Origin of the sequence: Sphingomonas montana, from assembly GCF_001956315.1 — a bacterium.
In the GTDB taxonomy this organism is placed as follows: domain Bacteria; phylum Pseudomonadota; class Alphaproteobacteria; order Sphingomonadales; family Sphingomonadaceae; genus Sphingomonas_R; species Sphingomonas_R montana.
In genome coordinates, this window is sequence record NZ_MOLY01000020.1 from 19,025 (window position 1) to 34,878 (window position 15,854).

The following is a 15,854-nucleotide window of genomic DNA, read 5'->3' on the forward strand; positions in this document are numbered from 1 at the left end:
CTAGGACGCGTGACGCATTCGACGATGCAGGTAGTTCTCGTCAAAGCCCGCAATTTGCACCAGCTTCACCGGATCCAGAATGGTGACGCTGCCCCGTTTGAGAGCCATCGCCCCTGTCAGACGTAGCTCTTTCAACACGCGGTTGATGTGAACCGCAGTCATGCCCAATGCATCTGCGAGGACCAGTTGCGACAGTGGCAATGCAAACTCGCCATTCCCGGTCAGCCCGATGTTGCGCGCTCGGAGATAAAGCTCGCACATCAGATGCGCTACTCGTTCGGGTGAACTGCGCCGCCCCATGCTGACGATCCATGCCCGCATGATGCCTTCGTCGACGAGCTGTGCCGAGTACATCGCGCTCGCAACGTTCGGGTGCCCACTCATCAGCGCCTGCATCTCGTCCCGGGAGACCGTAGCAATCATCGCTGTCGTGAGCGCCTGAATGCTGTGATCCATCTCGGCCAGCAGCTTGATGTGCAGGTCGCAGGCATCGCCCGGCATCAGGAAGGCCATGATCTGGCGCGTGCCGCTGGGCAAGATCTTATACCGACAGACCCAGCCTTCGAGCACCACGAACATCGGTCCGGGCTCGTCACCCTCGCGGATCAAATCCTGCCGGGCGACATAGCGCCGGGGGCGGGCGGTGGCCTTTTCAAGCGCCGCCTTATCCGCGGCCGTCAGTTCGGCCAACCCGCTTAATTTCTCGACGAAGCGATTGGCCATGAGCGGTTCTACACCCCTTTGGCATAATCCCAACATTGCTTGATGTTATTGTCCGTTCCTGTTGTGGGTTGTTGTTGTCCACGGTGATTAGCGTACTGAACTCCCATCGCCGGCAGACCTCACAAGGTGCCTGCGCCTGAGAGCGAAATTGCTCTCGCTTGTATCGAGAGGCGTTTTAATGCTTACCAATGACAACGATTCCACGATGCGGGGATCAGCATCCCCGTCGTCCGACCATCACGGGCAGGCGGCCCTGCTGCTGGTCGAGAGCTTGATCCACGGACTTTGTGAAAACTCAACGTTGAGCAACCTCCAGGCGGTCGAGATCGTCGAGAGAGCGGTCGATGTGCAGCTTGCCCAGGCGGAAGAAGCGGACGGTGCCGGAGCGCCGATGTGGCGGTCCTATACGTTGCTATTGGCAATCCTGGCATCAATCAGGATCGACGGTTATGGGCCGCCGGTAGAGCCCCGATTGGTGTAGCGTGTTGGAACTGCAACGTGCGTTCATTGCGACTGATTTCCGGCTCACAGTAACCGATAATTCGACGAGCCCTCTGAACGTTTAGTAGATTGTGCTTTGGCACATTCTTCTTGAAAGCCGCGTCTCCTAATGTATCAGGATTTATATATGACAAACCCCGACACCGATTTGATGGCGATCACCGCCGACATCGTATCCGCGCATGTTGGAAACAATACCGTTGCGACGGGCGATGTAGGCAACCTCATCAGGTCAGTTTACGAAGCGCTTACGACACTTGGTGCTCCCGCACCGATCGAACCAGAAACGTATGAGCCTGCCACCACCGTTCGGAAATCGCTGTCCAATCCGAAGCACATCTTGTCGATGATCGACGGCAAGCCCTACACGATGCTGAAGCGGCATCTTGCGCAGAACGGCCTGACGCCAGCAGAATATCGTGAGCGATACAATCTGCCTACGGACTACCCAATGACGTCGACGGCTTACAGTGAGCGACGTCGTGAACTGGCGCATTCGTTCGGTCTGGGCCGCAAAAAGGTCGAGGCTGTTCTGAAGCCCGTGGTCGAAAAGAAAGCTTCGAAGCCCCGCAAGTCGGCGGTGGATCGCTCGAAAGGGGCGAAAACCGTCGAAGCAGCGGCCGAAACTGATAACGACCGTGGCAAAGCCTGAGATCAGACCTCGTTCTGAGTGCTGGTTGAACCTCTCGATCCGGCCCCGTGAACATCCCGTGGGGCCGGATGCGGGTTCTGGTACGGCGGCTGTGCTGCAGTCTTCCGTCGGGTCCGTGTCCACATACTCCATGACGGCCAATACGGAGTGCGCCGTTCTCAGCCTGTTAACCCATGCTACATAGGATGAGGGGATTGTAACGAAGACGGTGATCCAGTGCGTATCGATCAACTTCAGCCAACGCCGACGTCAGCCGAGCTCCTCGAGATTCCGCCGCAACTGTGGGACAGCGTACTCCGCCACCAAGCTCACTTGCTGGAGCTCGTCGCCAACTTTCGCGCGGCAGGACTCGACGAGGACATGGTCGACGCCAGTGTACGCACTCTGGTCGATAGCTACGCCGAGGACCTTACGGCAGCGATTCATGCCATGATGGGGGGCGCTTAACGTGGATGACACCAAGCTCCAGGACGAAAACGCCCGGATCGCCGCGCTCCGCAGGCTGGACGTACTCGACACCGTGATCGAAGAGCCGTTCGAGAAGATCGTGACGCTGGTGCGAGCCGTGCTGGGAGTGCCGATGGCCACGGTGACGCTAGTCGATCGCGATCGCCAGTGGTTCAAGGCGCAGCGTGGCATGGGCATGACGGAGACACCGCGCTCCATCTCGTTCTGCACTCATACGATTCAGCAGTTCGAGCCGCTGATTGTCCATAACGCGCTGAACGATCCGCGGTTCGCCGACAGCCCATTGGTCGTCGGTCCCCCGCATATCCGCAGCTATGCCGGCATTCCACTCCGGACGCCCGAGGGATACAAGGTCGGGGCGTTGTGCGCGATGGACAACCAGCCCCGGCACTTCAGCTCAAACGACATCGCGATCCTGAGCAATTTCGCGAATATCGTCTGCGACGAGCTTGAGCTGCGGCAGATCGCGGAGAGCGACTTTCTGACCGGCGCGCTGACGCGGCGCGGGTTCATCGCACAGGCAGAGCGCGAGATCGCGCGATGCCGCCGCTACGATCGGCCAAGTTCGCTCGTCATGCTGGACGTCGATCATTTCAAATCGGTCAACGACACGCACGGCCATGCGATCGGGGATCACGTGCTGCGCCAGATTGCGGAGATCGCGGAGATGATGTTGCGGTCGAGCGATATGTTCGGGCGCCTGGGTGGCGAGGAGTTCGCATTGCTCCTGCCGGAGACGACGGGTCCCGACGCCGTCGTGGTCGCGGAGCGACTGCGCGAGGCGATCGCCGCGCACCCGATGCAGCTGCCAGACCAAAACGAGCTTCGGGTCACTGCAAGCTTTGGCGTCGCTGAACTATCGCCTGGCATCGGCTCCCTGACGGCCTGGCTCGAGAGCGCTGATGCAATGCTTTACGGAGCGAAATCAGATGGTCGCAACCGTACTCGCCTAGCGCTACCGGCTCTGAGTTACCAACATGCAACGATTTGTCGCCCAGGATCTTGAGAGCGGTCAACGCTTCTTACGGCAGTGGCATCCCGACACGTCAACGGCATCCAAGCCGTTGATTCGACAGTTTACAACCATGGTAGCCCGGCGGGGGCACCAATTACTCATTATTAACTATTAATTACGAATATCTATATGAGGTATTGGGTAGTCCAGCCCAATGCCTTGTGCCGACGTAAGGTCCGTAACCGTGTTAGAACTCCAGAACACGATTCCCGAGATGATTGCGACAGGCGACACGCTTGCGAACACGACCGCTCGGATGTGTGAGGCGGCGGAGAAGCTCGCTCCTGGCGTGATCTGTTCGGTTCTGGCAATCGATACAGTAGGCTTGATCCATCCTCTGGCAGGACCCAGCCTGCCGGAGCAGCGCTGGATGGTCTCGCAGTTGGCCCCAACGCCGGATCTTGCGGGACAGCTGCTTACCTTCGGGAGGAGGTGACGCTCACCGACATCCAGAACGATGTCCGATGGGCGGCTTACAGGGAACTGGCTCTTCCTTTTGGGCTGCGAGCGTGTTGGTCCGTGCCGATTTTGAATGCCGCTGGTGAGGCGATCGGCACCTTCGCCTTCTATTATCGGGAATGTAGAGGCCCAACCGAGCTTGAGCGAGAGATCGTTCGAAAATGCGTGCATCTTTGCGTGATTGCACTTGAGCGGCACGAGCGCGTCATGGAGCGTGAGCGACGCGCCTCCACCAATGCTCTTACCGGACTCGGCAACAGGGCAGCGTTCGACGCCGCACTCGCAGAGCTTGATTGTGATCTACCTGAACAATGGGCAATGCTCACGACCGATCTCGACAACCTCAAAACGGTGAATGACACGTTCGGGCATCAGGCGGGCGACAGCCTGGTACGGACGGCCGGCGCCAGGATCGCTGCTGCTACTGCCCCGGATTCTACATTTCGGATCGGCGGCGACGAGTTTGGTGTGCTTCTTTGAGCGCAGGACGTGACCCTCGATGTTGAACGAGCAGCTGAAACGATATTGACGGCGTTAGCCGAGCCCGCAGAGTGCAGAGATCAGATCATTGTTCCGCGCGCGACCGTCGGTGGCGCCATTCCCTCCGCAGGCGACCGTAATGCCGAGCGGCTCTGTCGAAATGCGGATTTTGCGCTATACCATGCCAAGGAAACCGGACGCGGCGGGTTTGTCCGGTATTGGCCGGGCCTAGGAACCAACATTACCCGTCGCCTTGGCAACATCCGTGAGGTCGATGCAGCGTTTCGCCAAAACAGGATCGATGCCTTTTACCAACCTGTCGTGCGGCTAGACACCTGCGAAATTGTTGGCCTGGAGGCTCTATGCCGAATGCACCTGGGCGGTCAGGTTGTGTCCGCTGATGCCTTTCATGAAGCGACAAAGGACGTTCATATCGCGAAGGCACTGACGGAGCGGATGGTGACGCTTGTTGCAGCCGATCTCCGCGCCTGGCTCGACATGGGCATTCCTTTTCAGCACGTCGGTGTGAACGTCTCGTCAGCCGACATGCACGGTGGCAAGTTGGGTGCCATGCTCACTGCGGCGTTCGAACGCGAGAGTGTTCCTTTGAAGCACGTCATCGTCGAGGTGACGGAGTCCGTTTACATGGGAGACGGCGACCTGTCAGTTGAGGGGGCGCTCGAGTCCCCCAGTGAGAAGGGGTTCCGGGTAGCACTCGACGATTTTGGGACGGGCTATGCCTCGCTTAACCATCTGCTCACCGTACCTGTGGACATCATCAAGATCGACAAGAGCTTCGTCGACCGTCTGGCGCCCGACAATGCCACCATGATCATCGTCGAGGGCCTCCTTCGAATAGCAAGGAAGCTCGGCATCCGCGTTATCGCAGAAGGGATCGAGACAGAGGATCAAGCCGCGCTGTTGCAACGCGCAGGCTGTGTTCTTGGCCAGGGCTACCTGTTCTCCCGCGCTGTCGATCGACATGCTACGACCGGGTTACTCATTGAGCGGGGGCAGCGCCCGAACGGACCTGTCTTATCAGACACGTCTGACGCCGCCAGTGTCGTAATCCCTTTCGTTCCGAACCTTCTCAAGGCGTAGTCGGCTTTTCGACTAATCGTCCTCACGTTCACTTCGCTCTTGCGCGTCGAATGGGATGACGACACCTTTGCGACCAAATGGGCCGATCAGTCGGCGATATTCACCCTCCGGTTCACCGTAGGCGTCCCCGGCAAGGTCCTCCAGCTTGTCACGATCGACGATGATCACCCGGCCGCGCTTTGACCGAATTGCACCCATTCCCTCAAGCACGTGGAGCGTGATGGTCACGCCACTTCGTTGTGACGCGATCATCATCGCCATGAAATCATGGGTCAGAAGAATTTCGTCGCCGTCAACGCGGTCGTGACACATCAGCAGCCAGCGGGCGAGCCGCGCCTCGAGGTGATGATGCGCGTTGCCGACCGCGCATGCCGCAGTCTGAGTCATCAGGACATGGACATAGGCAAGCAGCAGCTTGGTCAACGACCGGCTTTGATCCATCGCGTCGATCACCCGCTCTGCATCAATGCGAAGCGCGGTCGTGCCGTCCACCTGCATGAAGGTTTCGTGTGGAGAGCAATCTACCCCCATGACGAGCGACGTGCCGGACATGCCCTCGCGACCGAAAATGCCAACTTCAGTCTTGCCACTGTCCGGTCGTATTGAAACGATCGAGGCAATGCCGTCCTCGAGGAAATACACCCGTTCAATCAGTTCGTTGGCGCCGCCCAACACCTGTTCGGGCATTATATCGACACGCCTCAGCCATGGCTTGAGAAGGGCCAGGTCATTGGCCGCCATCGCGCTTAGCAGCAGGTTGGAAGTGTAGACGTCATCAGGTCGTTGCATGCTCATTATCTTCCACGGAGGTGGACCGAAAACCAACCTGGCAACAGCCTCGTATGATCGGCCGCCAAGGTCAGCAAAGGAGGTTTTACGCAACCACAGGCTCGCTGTTTCAGTATGGTAGGGGACGGTTCCATGCAAAAGCGATGTTTGGAGTGTGCGATACCAGACAGTAGCCCGGCACGGGGCTTAACAACGGTTAGCATTCAACATAGGCATCACGTGTGAAACGAATAAGGTAATCGCCGTGGCGGACTCGACGTGAGGGGTTACCAACCTCACATCGATCTCATTCGATTAACGGTCAGGTGGTCCGGAGGTGCTGTCCCGGTCGACTTTGGCGAGGTCGACTCTGAGCGATGCTCCGATAGCGGTCAGCATGGTATGGCTGTCCTGCACCGTCTCATCCCTACGGTCCGCTTCCTCGACAACTTCGGCATGAATCTCGATTGCGGTGTCGACGATCTCGATGGCCTCGCCGAGCGTGAGAACGGATCGTTCCAGCAGCCCGCGCAGCAAGCTCTCCGCCAGTATCAAAGCAGCCCGATCACACGCCTGAACTGGGAAAGGTGTCGTCGAGCTGTTTTCGCCGTCATTGGCATTCGTCATCAATGCACGACCCTTTCATCAAGCTTCAGCATTTACGTTGCTGGCTGGCTGTGGGTTGCACGGGTCCTCGCCAGGCAAAATCAGACAGCGGCCTTTTTACCGTTCCCCACCCACCCAGTTCAACATCAGATAACAAGATCGGTTAACCTCTTGGGAAGACCAATTGTGGTGTCAGGCCGGCCATGCTGAACCGGTTCGTGAAGAAGCTCAGCGGTCTTGCCGTACTTGGCCCGAACGACGTGTCCGCGATCGAGCATGCGACCAGCCGCCCCCGGCGCTTTGCCCCTCGCAAGGATCTGATCCGCGAGGGGGATGAACCCGGACCGATGTTTGTCGTTCTCGAAGGCTGGGTCTGTCGATACAAGATCCTGCCCAACGGCGCTCGCCAGATCATGGCGTTCCTGATGCCGGGTGACGCTTGTGACCTGCATATCAAGCTGTTGGCCGAGATGGATCACGGTATCCAGACGCTTACGCACGCGACGGTGGCGACGATTTCGCGTGACGAGATGCAGGCGATGATGAACAGGCATCCGAACATCGCCGCTGCGATGTATTCTGCGCAGCTTGTCGACGAAGGCATCATGCGCGCTTGGATCGTCAGCATGGGGCGGCGAAATTCGATCGAGCGCGTGGCACATCTTGTTTGCGAACTCTACCTCAGGGCGCGTGGCATCGGGCTGACCCATGATGACGAGTTTGCGCTACCGTTGTCCCAACTTGTGCTGGCCGATGCCCTGGGCATGACCGCCGTGCATATTAATCGTGTTCTAAAGGAATTGCGGCTGGAAGGAGCGATGACGCTGGGGCGCGGCAGCGTCACGATTTGTGACCTTGCCAAGCTCATCCAGATAGCTGGGTTCGACGAGAACTACCTACATCGTCGACTGCGTTCGGTTGACTGAGACCACTTCGAAAGTTCTCGCCCTGGTATACCAATGCCGGCTTTCATTAATTAACCAGACTGATTTGATTTGGGGGTCAAGCTAACTTGAATACTAAATGAATGCGCCATTCAGCGTTTTGTCAGCTCCACAAGCCGATGATTCGGTCATCGATTCAAATTCGTAAGCTTGGGGACGATAAAGTGAAAAAGCTTCTTATCTTGGCGGCGCTGGGTTTCACCACCGTCGCAGCAGCAGCACCAGCCGATGCTCAAGTCAACCGCCGCCAGGACAATCAGCAGCAGCGTATAGACCGGGGTGTCCGTACAGGCCAGATCACTGGACGCGAGGCGGACCGTCTACAGCGCAACCAAAATAAGATTGCTCGTGCCGAAGACCGGATGCGTTCGAGCGGGGGTCGGCTGACGAACCGTGAACGTGCTCGTCTGGACAACCGACAGGATCGTGCTGGCTCTAAGATTCGTCGCCAGCGCAATGACCGTCAGCGCTATGGCCGGCAGTACCGCCGCTAAGACGGTCGGTTACCGCTCGAAGCGGAGCACGGTGGTGATCGCAGGTTAATATGAAGCTCGCTGGCCTGACGAAGGGCAGCGAGCTTTGCTTGTTTTTAGACGGGCTCCAAGGCGACGAAAAGAACGATTGTTGGCTCGAACGGATAGGAAACAGAAAGGCACACGCCTTCACGTATCCCGTCTCGATCGTCGAGCGAGAACGCAGTCGGGGCAGCTCACCTGAATATCCGCAAATGGGCGATAGCCGCTGTAGCCATGCCAAACGGCCCGATGTTGCGCATGTCCTGCTTTTTGCGACGCGGGACATGCTCGCATCATGATCGCTCTTCGCTCCACACCTTTCCTGATCGTCATGGCGTTTCAGGAACAGCCGGTCGGTAAGCCGCGATGGTCTGTTTCGACCCTGGCCAACTGCTTGGCGGAAATAGGATCCAGGCACGTCGCATGTAACAATAGCTGATGAGCACCGGACTGATGAAGATCCCCGTCTTACTGGTATGCAGTATGCTGTACTGGCATTCCGTCTGCTGGGTAGCAGGCGTGACGGAACCTTGGGATGCCGACGCCTACTGGCGTCTCTGGTACCCCGCCTCGTTGGGCCTTGCTGCGCTAACAGGGGCGGCGTTCAAGAGAAGGGGGTGGATGGCAGGAGCCATCCTGACGTTTGCCCAGCTTCCTGTCATATGGCTCAACACTGGATCTAGCTCGCTCTGGGCATTCGGCCTGGCAATAGCATGGGTTCTGGCTGTGCCGGCTGTCGCAATCTCAGCTTTCACCGGCTGGTTTGCGGCTCGCTCACGACCGTTGTGACAGTCCGCGCATGGATCGTTGAGCGGGAAGGCATCGGAGCAACGATGCCTATGCGTCAACCACATCGCCTTCTTCCAGCCTAAGCCGCAAGGTCGCGGCGATCCTGCGGGTCGCCGCGACATCCTCGGGCGGGAGGCCCTCAGACAGGCTGTTCACCCAGGGCGCCTGTAGTTGCATGGCCTGGTCGTAAGCCTTCTTTCCTTCCTCAGTCAGAACAACGAGCTGCGCCCGCCGGTGATGGGGATTCGGCCGAAACTCGACCAGTCCATCCCTTTCCAGATCGTTCACGATGCGCTGAACATTCTGCCGGTTCCCGCTCATGTCGCGGGCGATCCATGCAACCGGCTGCGGACGCTCTGCGGCGATCATCGTGCCGAGAACCTGCCACCGGGCACTCGTCAGCCCTACGCTCGCGACAAGCCTGTCACCAGCTGTGAGCAGGCGGCTGTTGAGCCTCAGCAGGTCAAAAATCGTCTCACTCAAGGCTGTTCCGGTCATCGTTAGCTTCATATTTTCCACTTAGCACCATACATGTTAATTGACAACATAGTGTCAAAGCTTCTAATGCGTCATTTAAGTTGACGTTATAGCACCATGTTGAAGCGAGGTAGCCATGCTGAAAATCGTTCATCCGGTCGCTGGTGCGGTGGCGCTGCTGACCGTCGTCACCTTCTGGCTTGCGACCGCCTTCGGTGAACTGTTCGGCTCGGCGGCAACGGTCGCTGTGGTCAAAACCACGATCCCGTGGGGTTTTTTACTGCTGATCCCCGCGCTCGCGGCAACTGGCGGAACGGGCTTCAAGCTGTCCAACGGACGGCGGCCCAAGCTCATCTCTACGAAGATCAGGCGCACTGCCATCAGTGCGGCCAACGGTATCCTGGTACTCGTCCCCTCGGCGCTGTTTCTCGCCTTCAAGGCGCGAGCCGGTGTGTTCGATGCGGCCTTCTACGCGGTGCAGTCGCTCGAACTCCTCGCCGGTGCCGTCAACATCACGTTGCTTGGCCTGAACATGCGCGACGGCTTCAAAATGACCGGCCGCCTCCGCCGCGCGGCCAATGCTCATCCCCTAGCCAGCACAGGAATTAAATATGCCAACATTTGCTGAAATGAACCCGGCCGTGTCGCTCGCTTCCCAACTGGAGGACGAGGGCGGTCCCGTGATCCTGATCAACACGTTCGTCGTCCCTCCCGAGGGGGCCGATAAGCTGCTGGAAGTGTGGACGAACGACGCTGCCCTGATGAAGCGACAGCCGGGCCTGATCTCGACACAGCTTCACAGGGGCATCGCCGGAAGCAGCACCTTCCTGAATTATGCCGTGTGGCAGTCCGCCGCCCACTTCCGCGCTGCCTTCAGCAATCCCGAATTCAAGGCGCAACTCGGGGCTTATCCGGACGGCACGACAATCAGCCCGCACCTGTTTCGCAAGGTCGAAGTGCCCGGCATCTGCGTCGCCTGACTCCGCACACCCGACGTCGCACCGTCGCGCAAGACGCCCGATCCACCCCGGGACAGCCGCGGTTTCAAAGGACCGATCTGATGAGCCTGACATTCTACACAAACCCCAACTCGCGCGGCCGGATTTTCGCTGGATGCTTGAGGAAATCGGCTGCGACTACGAGACCGTGGTGCTCGACTATCAGCCGTCCAGCGCAGCCGATGCGTGGGGCGGGGCGGCACTCGACCGCCCGAACGACGCCTCTGACCAGCGCGCCCGCTTTTTCACCGATGTGAACCCGATCAGCAAAGTGCCGGCAATCGTCCATGACGGGCATGTCGTGACAGAGGCCGCAGCTATCGTCGCCTATCTGGCTGAAGCGTTCCCGGGCGCGGGGCTGGCACCGACCGCTGCAGAGCGCGCCAACTATCTACGCTGGATGTTCTTTGCAGCGGGGCCGGTCGAACAGGCGGTCACGAACCACCGGGCCGGCTTCGTGCCCGCACCAAGCCAAGAGTTCTTCTTCGGCTATGGCAGCTACGAACGAACGGTAGATCAGCTTGAACGCGCTGTTACGGGCCGTCAGTTCATCGCAGGCGACCGGTTCACTGCGGCCGACGTGTATGTCGGATCGCACATCGGCTGGGGTCTTGGCCTGCAGACCCTGCCGCCCCGCGAAGCGTTTCTGTCCTATGTAAAGCCGCTGACCGTGCGCGAAGCGTATGCCCGGTCCGTCGCCACGGACGACGCGCTTCTGGCGGAAGCGGCAACGCAGACGAACTGATCCGCTCGATAAAGGCGGACCGCACCGGGTCGAAGCGTTCGCGACGCTGATCCGGACGAACACCATGATCGCGCTCCACACCACGGCACGGATGCCGTTCCCATCCGAGAGGATCGACCATGACGCAAGACCCCAAGTCCGCCGCGTTCGATACGGACGTTATCATCATCGGTGCCGGTCCGATCGGGCTGGCCACCGCCTGCGCGCTCGGCCACCACGGCGTAGATTTCCGGCTGTTCGAGCAGCGCAAGGAACCCAAGAGTTGGTCACGCGCCAACAATCTCTGGGCGCGGCCGCAGGAATTGCTGGCCAGCATCCGCATCCGCGACGCTCTGGCCAAGAAGTCGTACCGCATCACCAAGGCGAACACGCTGCTGAACGGCCAGATCGTCGATCCCGTTGAACTCGATGCCGTCGCAAGTCCCTATGCTGACGTCCTCTACAGCGGTCAGGACGTCATCGAGACGGTGCTGAGCGAGCAGGTCGAAGCCAAGGGCGGCACCGTAGAGCGGGGGCGCAAGGTCGTCGGGTTCGAACAGGACGCAGACGGCGTGACCGCGACCGTCGCCACGGTATCCGACGAAGATGAGCACGAGACCACAGGTCCGACCGAGCAGCTACGCTGCCGCTACCTGATCGGCGCGGACGGCGGACCGGGCTTCGTCCGCAAGCAGCTAGGACTGGACTTCGAGCCGACCAAGCTGCCGAACCGCATGAACCGCCAGGTCGATGCGAAGCTCAGCTGGCGCCGCTCGACCGAGCCCGACCAGCTCTGGTTCTTCTATTACAAGAACGGCTTTGCCGGCGTCATGCCGGTGTGGGGCGGTTACCACCGGCTCTACTTCCTCGCCGACAGCCACGGCATCCCGGACCGCGAGCCGACGCTGGAAGAGATGCAGGCGATCGCTCGTGAGGTGACCGAGGACGATACGCTGACGCTGACCGATCCGATCTGGCTCAGTAACAGCTGGTTCCAGCATGGTGCGGCCGAGCATTACCAACAGGGCCGTGTGCTGCTCGTCGGTGAATCCGGACACCGGACGCTGCCGATCGGCGGGCAGGGCATGAACGCCGGCTTCCACGATGCGATCGGTGTCGCCTGGCGGCTCGCCATGGTGCTGGCCGGCAAGGCGCAGCCGGTGCTGCTCGATTCCTACGATATCGAGCGGGGCGGCGAGCATCAGCGGCTCGACAAGCAACAGGCGCAAGGGTTCGACAATGTCGTTTACCGTGGACCGATCAAGGACGCGGCGATGAACGTCGGTGCCAAGCTCCTCCCCAACATCGGTTCGCTGATCCAGGGCACCGACGATCTCCAGCAACTGTCGGTGGGTTATCCCAAAAGCCCCCTGAACGACGACCATCTCGGCGGCCTGCGCGAGTTGCTGAAGCGCCACGTGCCGCACCCAGGCGACCGTGCGCCCGATGTGGAGGTGATCGCCCCTGACGGTTCCGACACCACCCTGTTCGCACACATCTATAATCCCGACGGGCGCAGTTGGGGCTGGTCACTGCTTGTCTTCGACGGCCGGCGAACCGACTGCATGTCCCACCTACAGACCGCGATTGCGGAAGTGCGGGAATGGGACTGGATCAGGCCGCGACTGGTGCTGGGGTCGAAGAGCCTGCCGCCTGAAAGCACGCTCGTTCTGTCCGACCTGGATGGCGTCGCGCACTCCGCCTTCGGTGTTGGTGAGACGCCCGCGCTGATCCTCGTCCGGCCAGATGGCCACATCGCGTTCCGCGGTCCCGCTGACCAGCCTGACCTCCTGCACACCTACTGCGACCGGGTCTTCGGCGCGGCACCGGTAGAGGTGGGGGGATAAGCGGCAATGCCTGAGGGCAAAATGCCACACCGACAACTCAGGCTGCTATCACGCACTCCTGGTCTCAATTGCCCTTTCTCATAACGGTCGAGTAGCAACGGCGAAGCCGGGAAAGCGACCCTGTCGCTAAAATACGAAGTTCTGCGACACTTGCGGAAAACAGCTGTCCCCCTTGAATTGCTGTGTCGCAAAACTTGGCTGCAATTGATTGAACTTTTGATGCAGATTCGCGACAGGTCGCTGATGCCGCAAACTTCCGCACGAAAAACGCAAGTTGTGGCGACTCATGACATTTCTACAAAAATGTCACGAGTAGCCGCAGATGCGCCTGCGTTTGGCGGCGTGCATATAGTCTACCAGGCACGCCAGCCGTTCGAGTTGAGCCAAGCCACCTGTGCCGCCGCACTATCGTCGCCGTCACTACCCGGGACGACGAGGATTGGCGTGCCATCGGGTTTGATGAGCGAAATGGCTTCGTACGAACCAAATTCTGGTGCCTGCCGGTACTTGTGTTGACTCACCAGCAGATAGCCACGGTACGGGCCCGTGCGCATGATGGCGGTGATGTTGCCGGCGACAACAAACCGTTCTTTGCCCGTCGTTACCGAGATTTGATGGACGGCCGAAGACGTCGTCCAAGCGTCAGCGTCGATGTAGATGAAGCCGCCATCGAGCGAGAATCTGGGGGATCCGAACGACGCCAGGTTTCGTGAAGGTTCATCGTTGGGATGGCTGGCCAGAAGCCGGCGCTGCGTGCCGTTCACGGCATCCGCAATCCAAAGCGATGTGAAGCCGGCTTCACCCTCTTCCGCCGGCCGGCCATCGAGATGGATGAAGGCGATGGTATGTCCATCCGACGATAGAACAGGGTCGGTGAAATTGCCGCCCTGGGTAAGCTGGCGCACATTACCGTTGGGGTCGCGGTACTGAATGTTGCCGCCTGATAAGCGGACCCCTGCGGGTACCGCAAGTGCGGCCGTGTGAATGATCAAGGGCAGCATTACGGCTGCCCACTTGCTTGTAGGACGATGCAGCACTTATCAGTCCCCCTTGCAACGGCTCAATACAGCACCGTCTTCATTAATGGTGTTGGCGTCGATAACCTTCACAGCGTTCGTTACCGGCTGGTCGAACCGTGATAGATCTTCATCGTCATTATCAAAGTTTGTAATGACGAGGTCATAATATGTAATCGAGCGGCCGTCCGTCCGGTAGCGTCCACGCAATTCCATTTCCGAGAAGCGGCCGCCCGCCTCGAATGTCACCCCCTCTGTTTCGCACCAATCGTTGGGCTTGCCGCGCCGTTCCGGTGGCAACGCTGCCCATTTTCCAACCAACCAAGCTGCCGTCATGACGGGTTTCGTCCCAGCTCTATCGTCGATCGCAGTACCCGCTTCGTCCACGAAAGTGGTATTATCTTGACCAGCGTTGGCCGGTTTAGCTTCGTCGTTTTCTTCTGCCCCTCGCGTCGCGTCTCCCGCTCGCGTATCAAGCATTTTCTTGTTCTGACCTACGGGTCCACGAAACGCGATGAGCCTCCAGCTCAAACCGCGCCGTTCGAACACAAGGGCGCCGCCATTCGCATTCCGCAGTCGGAACTGGTCGAAGCTATCGCGAACAAGCTCAGCACGTACAACGCTCAGGCCAAACGGCATCCGGCTGGTCTTGGCCGCGAGACCCACATCGAACATCTGGCGGACGCCTTCCTTCGAGATCAAACCGTCAACGACGTTATCGATCATCTGCAAGCCGATGGCTGTGCCCATCATTTCGACAGCCGGCGCATTGCCGGTCACGAGGTCTTTCACGGCCACCGCCTTATAGTCCGCCTTCAGGTTCTCGCGGACCATGGGGTAGTCGACAAACGCGCTGACACCGTCGGGGTCGTTGGCAGCAGCTGCCTCCTTCATGCGGTTCACCGTCCAGCCCGGCGACACGTAGTACCAGACAATTCCACAGCCGAGGCAGGCAATGGCGGTTGAAAGCGTCATCAGTTTCAGTCTCGAAGCACGCGACATAGAAGTTCCTTTTATGGTGGTGTGGCACAGCATTTGTGGGTCGTAAATGCCGTGGCCGTTTCGACGCCATCCACGCAGGTTTCTGCAGGTGGCGCGGGTATCGGGACAAGGCGAGGGCGCAGTAGCGCTGGTGCAGCTAGGAGCTGCTATACGAGCCTTGCGTAAGGTCGCCGGCTTCTCACAGGAGGCATTGGCCGATGCAGCCGGGATAGACCGGTCTCACATGGGCAAGATCGAACGGGGCGAACGCAACGTAACTCTGTTGAACGTCGTTAAGATCGCATCCGCTTTGCAACTGAGCGTTGCCGACTTGATCGCGCGATCTGGGCTTTAGATTTTGAGGCTTAGTTTTGCTGCCATGGCGCTGCTCGTTGCTGCGGGAGGAGCTGGCCCGTAACTTAATATTCTTCTGCCAGCATGATGGTGAGCACCCGGCAGGTCACCGCCGGATCGGCAGGGTCGGGTGAGCCGTAGCGACGTTCGCGATCGTAATAGTCGATTTTCCACATCATCCGATCGCCCAGCAGTCGGAACGTCCCGAAATCATGTTCGCGGTAGGGATCGTTGCCGTCGCTGAATTGGTCGAAGTCGCGGACGGCCTGCAACACCTCGATCACCTGCAGGCTGCCCAGCGCGCTGATGCCCCTGGTGATCGAGATAACGCCGTGCCGGCCGTAACGGCGCAGTTCATCGTTCATCCGCCGGATGCGTTCCTTTCGAAACATGCCGTCGCACACGTTTTGGGCATGCGTGTTTGCGTCACCGCCAT

General features: G+C 59.4%; 20 protein-coding genes. 13 read left to right on the forward strand and 7 right to left on the reverse strand.

All coding sequences use genetic code 11. From position 1 onward, the window contains the following. Complete coding sequence (locus BKY59_RS07465; protein ID WP_076070252.1) at positions 1–723, reverse strand: Crp/Fnr family transcriptional regulator; 723 nt, start codon at positions 721–723, stop codon at positions 1–3. Positions 724–901: 178 nt separating this feature from the next. Here BKY59_RS07465 and BKY59_RS07470 point away from each other — a divergent pair, with 178 nt between their 5' ends. The 5 genes from BKY59_RS07470 to BKY59_RS18060 all read left to right on the forward strand — a co-directional run bounded on the left by BKY59_RS07470 (position 902) and on the right by BKY59_RS18060 (position 5,399). Beyond that, complete coding sequence (locus BKY59_RS07470; protein WP_129586264.1) at positions 902–1,204, forward strand: hypothetical protein; 303 nt, start codon at positions 902–904, stop codon at positions 1,202–1,204. A 147-nt stretch (positions 1,205–1,351) separates the two neighbouring features. Beyond that, the gene (locus BKY59_RS07475) at positions 1,352–1,876 is read left to right on the forward strand and encodes a Ros/MucR family transcriptional regulator (RefSeq protein ID WP_076070297.1); all 525 of its coding nucleotides are present in this window, start codon (positions 1,352–1,354) and stop codon (positions 1,874–1,876) included. A 448-nt stretch (positions 1,877–2,324) separates the two neighbouring features. After that, the gene (locus BKY59_RS07485) at positions 2,325–3,350 is read left to right on the forward strand and encodes a sensor domain-containing diguanylate cyclase (protein WP_076070258.1); all 1,026 of its coding nucleotides are present in this window, start codon (positions 2,325–2,327) and stop codon (positions 3,348–3,350) included. 375 nt (positions 3,351–3,725) lie between these two features. Further along, a complete protein-coding gene (locus tag BKY59_RS18055) occupies positions 3,726–4,298 on the forward strand; it encodes a diguanylate cyclase domain-containing protein (protein WP_240500018.1) in 573 nt (190 codons plus the stop codon). Positions 4,299–4,307: 9 nt separating this feature from the next. Then, on the forward strand, positions 4,308–5,399 hold the full coding sequence (locus BKY59_RS18060) for a GGDEF domain-containing phosphodiesterase (protein WP_240500012.1): 1,092 nt from the start codon (positions 4,308–4,310) through the stop codon (positions 5,397–5,399). Between the two features lie 12 nt (positions 5,400–5,411). Here BKY59_RS18060 and BKY59_RS07505 read toward each other — a convergent pair whose 3' ends face one another. Next, positions 5,412–6,194: a Crp/Fnr family transcriptional regulator gene (locus tag BKY59_RS07505; RefSeq protein WP_083671960.1), complete on the reverse strand. Its 783-nt coding sequence runs from the start codon at positions 6,192–6,194 to the stop codon at positions 5,412–5,414. A 288-nt stretch (positions 6,195–6,482) separates the two neighbouring features. Beyond that, positions 6,483–6,794, reverse strand: a complete 312-nt coding sequence (locus BKY59_RS07510; RefSeq protein WP_129586265.1) for a hypothetical protein — start codon at positions 6,792–6,794, stop codon at positions 6,483–6,485. 182 nt (positions 6,795–6,976) lie between these two features. Between BKY59_RS07510 and BKY59_RS07515 the strand changes: the two genes are divergently transcribed. From BKY59_RS07515 to BKY59_RS17330, 3 genes are all read left to right on the forward strand, one after another. Next, a complete protein-coding gene (locus tag BKY59_RS07515) occupies positions 6,977–7,699 on the forward strand; it encodes a Crp/Fnr family transcriptional regulator (protein ID WP_076070269.1) in 723 nt (240 codons plus the stop codon). A 101-nt stretch (positions 7,700–7,800) separates the two neighbouring features. Next, a complete protein-coding gene (locus BKY59_RS17325) occupies positions 7,801–8,211 on the forward strand; it encodes a hypothetical protein (protein WP_129586266.1) in 411 nt (136 codons plus the stop codon). Positions 8,212–8,261: 50 nt separating this feature from the next. Continuing rightward, positions 8,262–8,531, forward strand: a complete 270-nt coding sequence (locus BKY59_RS17330; protein ID WP_129586267.1) for a hypothetical protein — start codon at positions 8,262–8,264, stop codon at positions 8,529–8,531. A gap of 538 nt (positions 8,532–9,069) precedes the next feature. On the opposite strand, the gene BKY59_RS07530 is transcribed toward BKY59_RS17330, so the two are convergent. After that, complete coding sequence (locus BKY59_RS07530) at positions 9,070–9,531, reverse strand: MarR family winged helix-turn-helix transcriptional regulator (protein ID WP_129586268.1); 462 nt, start codon at positions 9,529–9,531, stop codon at positions 9,070–9,072. Between the two features lie 103 nt (positions 9,532–9,634). Here BKY59_RS07530 and BKY59_RS07535 point away from each other — a divergent pair, with 103 nt between their 5' ends. The 4 genes from BKY59_RS07535 (at position 9,635) to BKY59_RS07550 (ending at position 13,067) form a co-directional block, all read left to right on the forward strand. Then, positions 9,635–10,126 carry a hypothetical protein gene (locus BKY59_RS07535; protein WP_076070274.1) on the forward strand — a complete coding sequence of 164 codons (492 nt, stop codon included), beginning with the start codon at positions 9,635–9,637 and terminating at the stop codon, positions 10,124–10,126. Then, positions 10,110–10,478 carry an antibiotic biosynthesis monooxygenase family protein gene (locus tag BKY59_RS07540; RefSeq protein ID WP_076070276.1) on the forward strand — a complete coding sequence of 123 codons (369 nt, stop codon included), beginning with the start codon at positions 10,110–10,112 and terminating at the stop codon, positions 10,476–10,478. The genes BKY59_RS07535 and BKY59_RS07540 overlap by 17 nt, the downstream gene beginning before the upstream one ends. Positions 10,479–10,611: 133 nt before the next feature. Next, entirely contained in the window at positions 10,612–11,241 is a 630-nt protein-coding gene (locus tag BKY59_RS07545) for a glutathione S-transferase N-terminal domain-containing protein (protein ID WP_076070279.1), read from the forward strand. A 119-nt stretch (positions 11,242–11,360) separates the two neighbouring features. Further along, the gene (locus tag BKY59_RS07550) at positions 11,361–13,067 is read left to right on the forward strand and encodes an FAD-dependent monooxygenase (RefSeq protein ID WP_076070280.1); all 1,707 of its coding nucleotides are present in this window, start codon (positions 11,361–11,363) and stop codon (positions 13,065–13,067) included. A 353-nt stretch (positions 13,068–13,420) separates the two neighbouring features. Here BKY59_RS07550 and BKY59_RS07555 read toward each other — a convergent pair whose 3' ends face one another. Together BKY59_RS07555 and BKY59_RS07560 are read right to left on the reverse strand one after the other, a co-directional pair. Continuing rightward, entirely contained in the window at positions 13,421–14,068 is a 648-nt protein-coding gene (locus BKY59_RS07555; protein WP_129586269.1) for a TolB-like translocation protein, read from the reverse strand. Positions 14,069–14,107: 39 nt separating this feature from the next. Beyond that, positions 14,108–15,085 (reverse strand): DUF2939 domain-containing protein, encoded by a 978-nt coding sequence (locus BKY59_RS07560; protein WP_165374807.1) that lies wholly within the window; start codon positions 15,083–15,085, stop codon positions 14,108–14,110. Positions 15,086–15,131: 46 nt separating this feature from the next. Between BKY59_RS07560 and BKY59_RS07565 the strand changes: the two genes are divergently transcribed. Then, positions 15,132–15,419 carry a helix-turn-helix domain-containing protein gene (locus tag BKY59_RS07565; RefSeq protein WP_240500013.1) on the forward strand — a complete coding sequence of 96 codons (288 nt, stop codon included), beginning with the start codon at positions 15,132–15,134 and terminating at the stop codon, positions 15,417–15,419. 64 nt (positions 15,420–15,483) lie between these two features. On the opposite strand, the gene BKY59_RS07570 is transcribed toward BKY59_RS07565, so the two are convergent. Next, a complete protein-coding gene (locus BKY59_RS07570; protein ID WP_240500014.1) occupies positions 15,484–15,783 on the reverse strand; it encodes a DUF3768 domain-containing protein in 300 nt (99 codons plus the stop codon). Positions 15,784–15,854: the final 71 nt, after the last annotated feature.

What these genes read in the sequence shown, in the direction of transcription:
- BKY59_RS07465 (WP_076070252.1), bottom strand. Translation starts at nt 723, where the DNA reads ATGGCCAATCGCTTCGTCGAGAAATTAAGCGGGTTGGCCGAACTGACG.
- BKY59_RS07470 (WP_129586264.1), top strand. Translation starts at nt 902, where the DNA reads ATGCTTACCAATGACAACGATTCCACGATGCGGGGATCAGCATCCCCG.
- BKY59_RS07475 (WP_076070297.1), top strand. Translation starts at nt 1,352, where the DNA reads ATGACAAACCCCGACACCGATTTGATGGCGATCACCGCCGACATCGTA.
- BKY59_RS07505 (WP_083671960.1), bottom strand. Translation starts at nt 6,194, where the DNA reads ATGAGCATGCAACGACCTGATGACGTCTACACTTCCAACCTGCTGCTA.
- BKY59_RS07510 (WP_129586265.1), bottom strand. Translation starts at nt 6,794, where the DNA reads ATGACGAATGCCAATGACGGCGAAAACAGCTCGACGACACCTTTCCCA.
- BKY59_RS07515 (WP_076070269.1), top strand. Translation starts at nt 6,977, where the DNA reads ATGCTGAACCGGTTCGTGAAGAAGCTCAGCGGTCTTGCCGTACTTGGC.
- BKY59_RS17325 (WP_129586266.1), top strand. Translation starts at nt 7,801, where the DNA reads ATGCGCCATTCAGCGTTTTGTCAGCTCCACAAGCCGATGATTCGGTCA.
- BKY59_RS17330 (WP_129586267.1), top strand. Translation starts at nt 8,262, where the DNA reads ATGAAGCTCGCTGGCCTGACGAAGGGCAGCGAGCTTTGCTTGTTTTTA.
- BKY59_RS07530 (WP_129586268.1), bottom strand. Translation starts at nt 9,531, where the DNA reads ATGAAGCTAACGATGACCGGAACAGCCTTGAGTGAGACGATTTTTGAC.
- BKY59_RS07535 (WP_076070274.1), top strand. Translation starts at nt 9,635, where the DNA reads ATGCTGAAAATCGTTCATCCGGTCGCTGGTGCGGTGGCGCTGCTGACC.
- BKY59_RS07540 (WP_076070276.1), top strand. Translation starts at nt 10,110, where the DNA reads ATGCCAACATTTGCTGAAATGAACCCGGCCGTGTCGCTCGCTTCCCAA.
- BKY59_RS07545 (WP_076070279.1), top strand. Translation starts at nt 10,612, where the DNA reads ATGCTTGAGGAAATCGGCTGCGACTACGAGACCGTGGTGCTCGACTAT.
- BKY59_RS07550 (WP_076070280.1), top strand. Translation starts at nt 11,361, where the DNA reads ATGACGCAAGACCCCAAGTCCGCCGCGTTCGATACGGACGTTATCATC.
- BKY59_RS07555 (WP_129586269.1), bottom strand. Translation starts at nt 14,068, where the DNA reads ATGCTGCCCTTGATCATTCACACGGCCGCACTTGCGGTACCCGCAGGG.
- BKY59_RS07560 (WP_165374807.1), bottom strand. Translation starts at nt 15,085, where the DNA reads ATGTCGCGTGCTTCGAGACTGAAACTGATGACGCTTTCAACCGCCATT.
- BKY59_RS07565 (WP_240500013.1), top strand. Translation starts at nt 15,132, where the DNA reads ATGCCGTGGCCGTTTCGACGCCATCCACGCAGGTTTCTGCAGGTGGCG.
- BKY59_RS07570 (WP_240500014.1), bottom strand. Translation starts at nt 15,783, where the DNA reads ATGAACGATGAACTGCGCCGTTACGGCCGGCACGGCGTTATCTCGATC.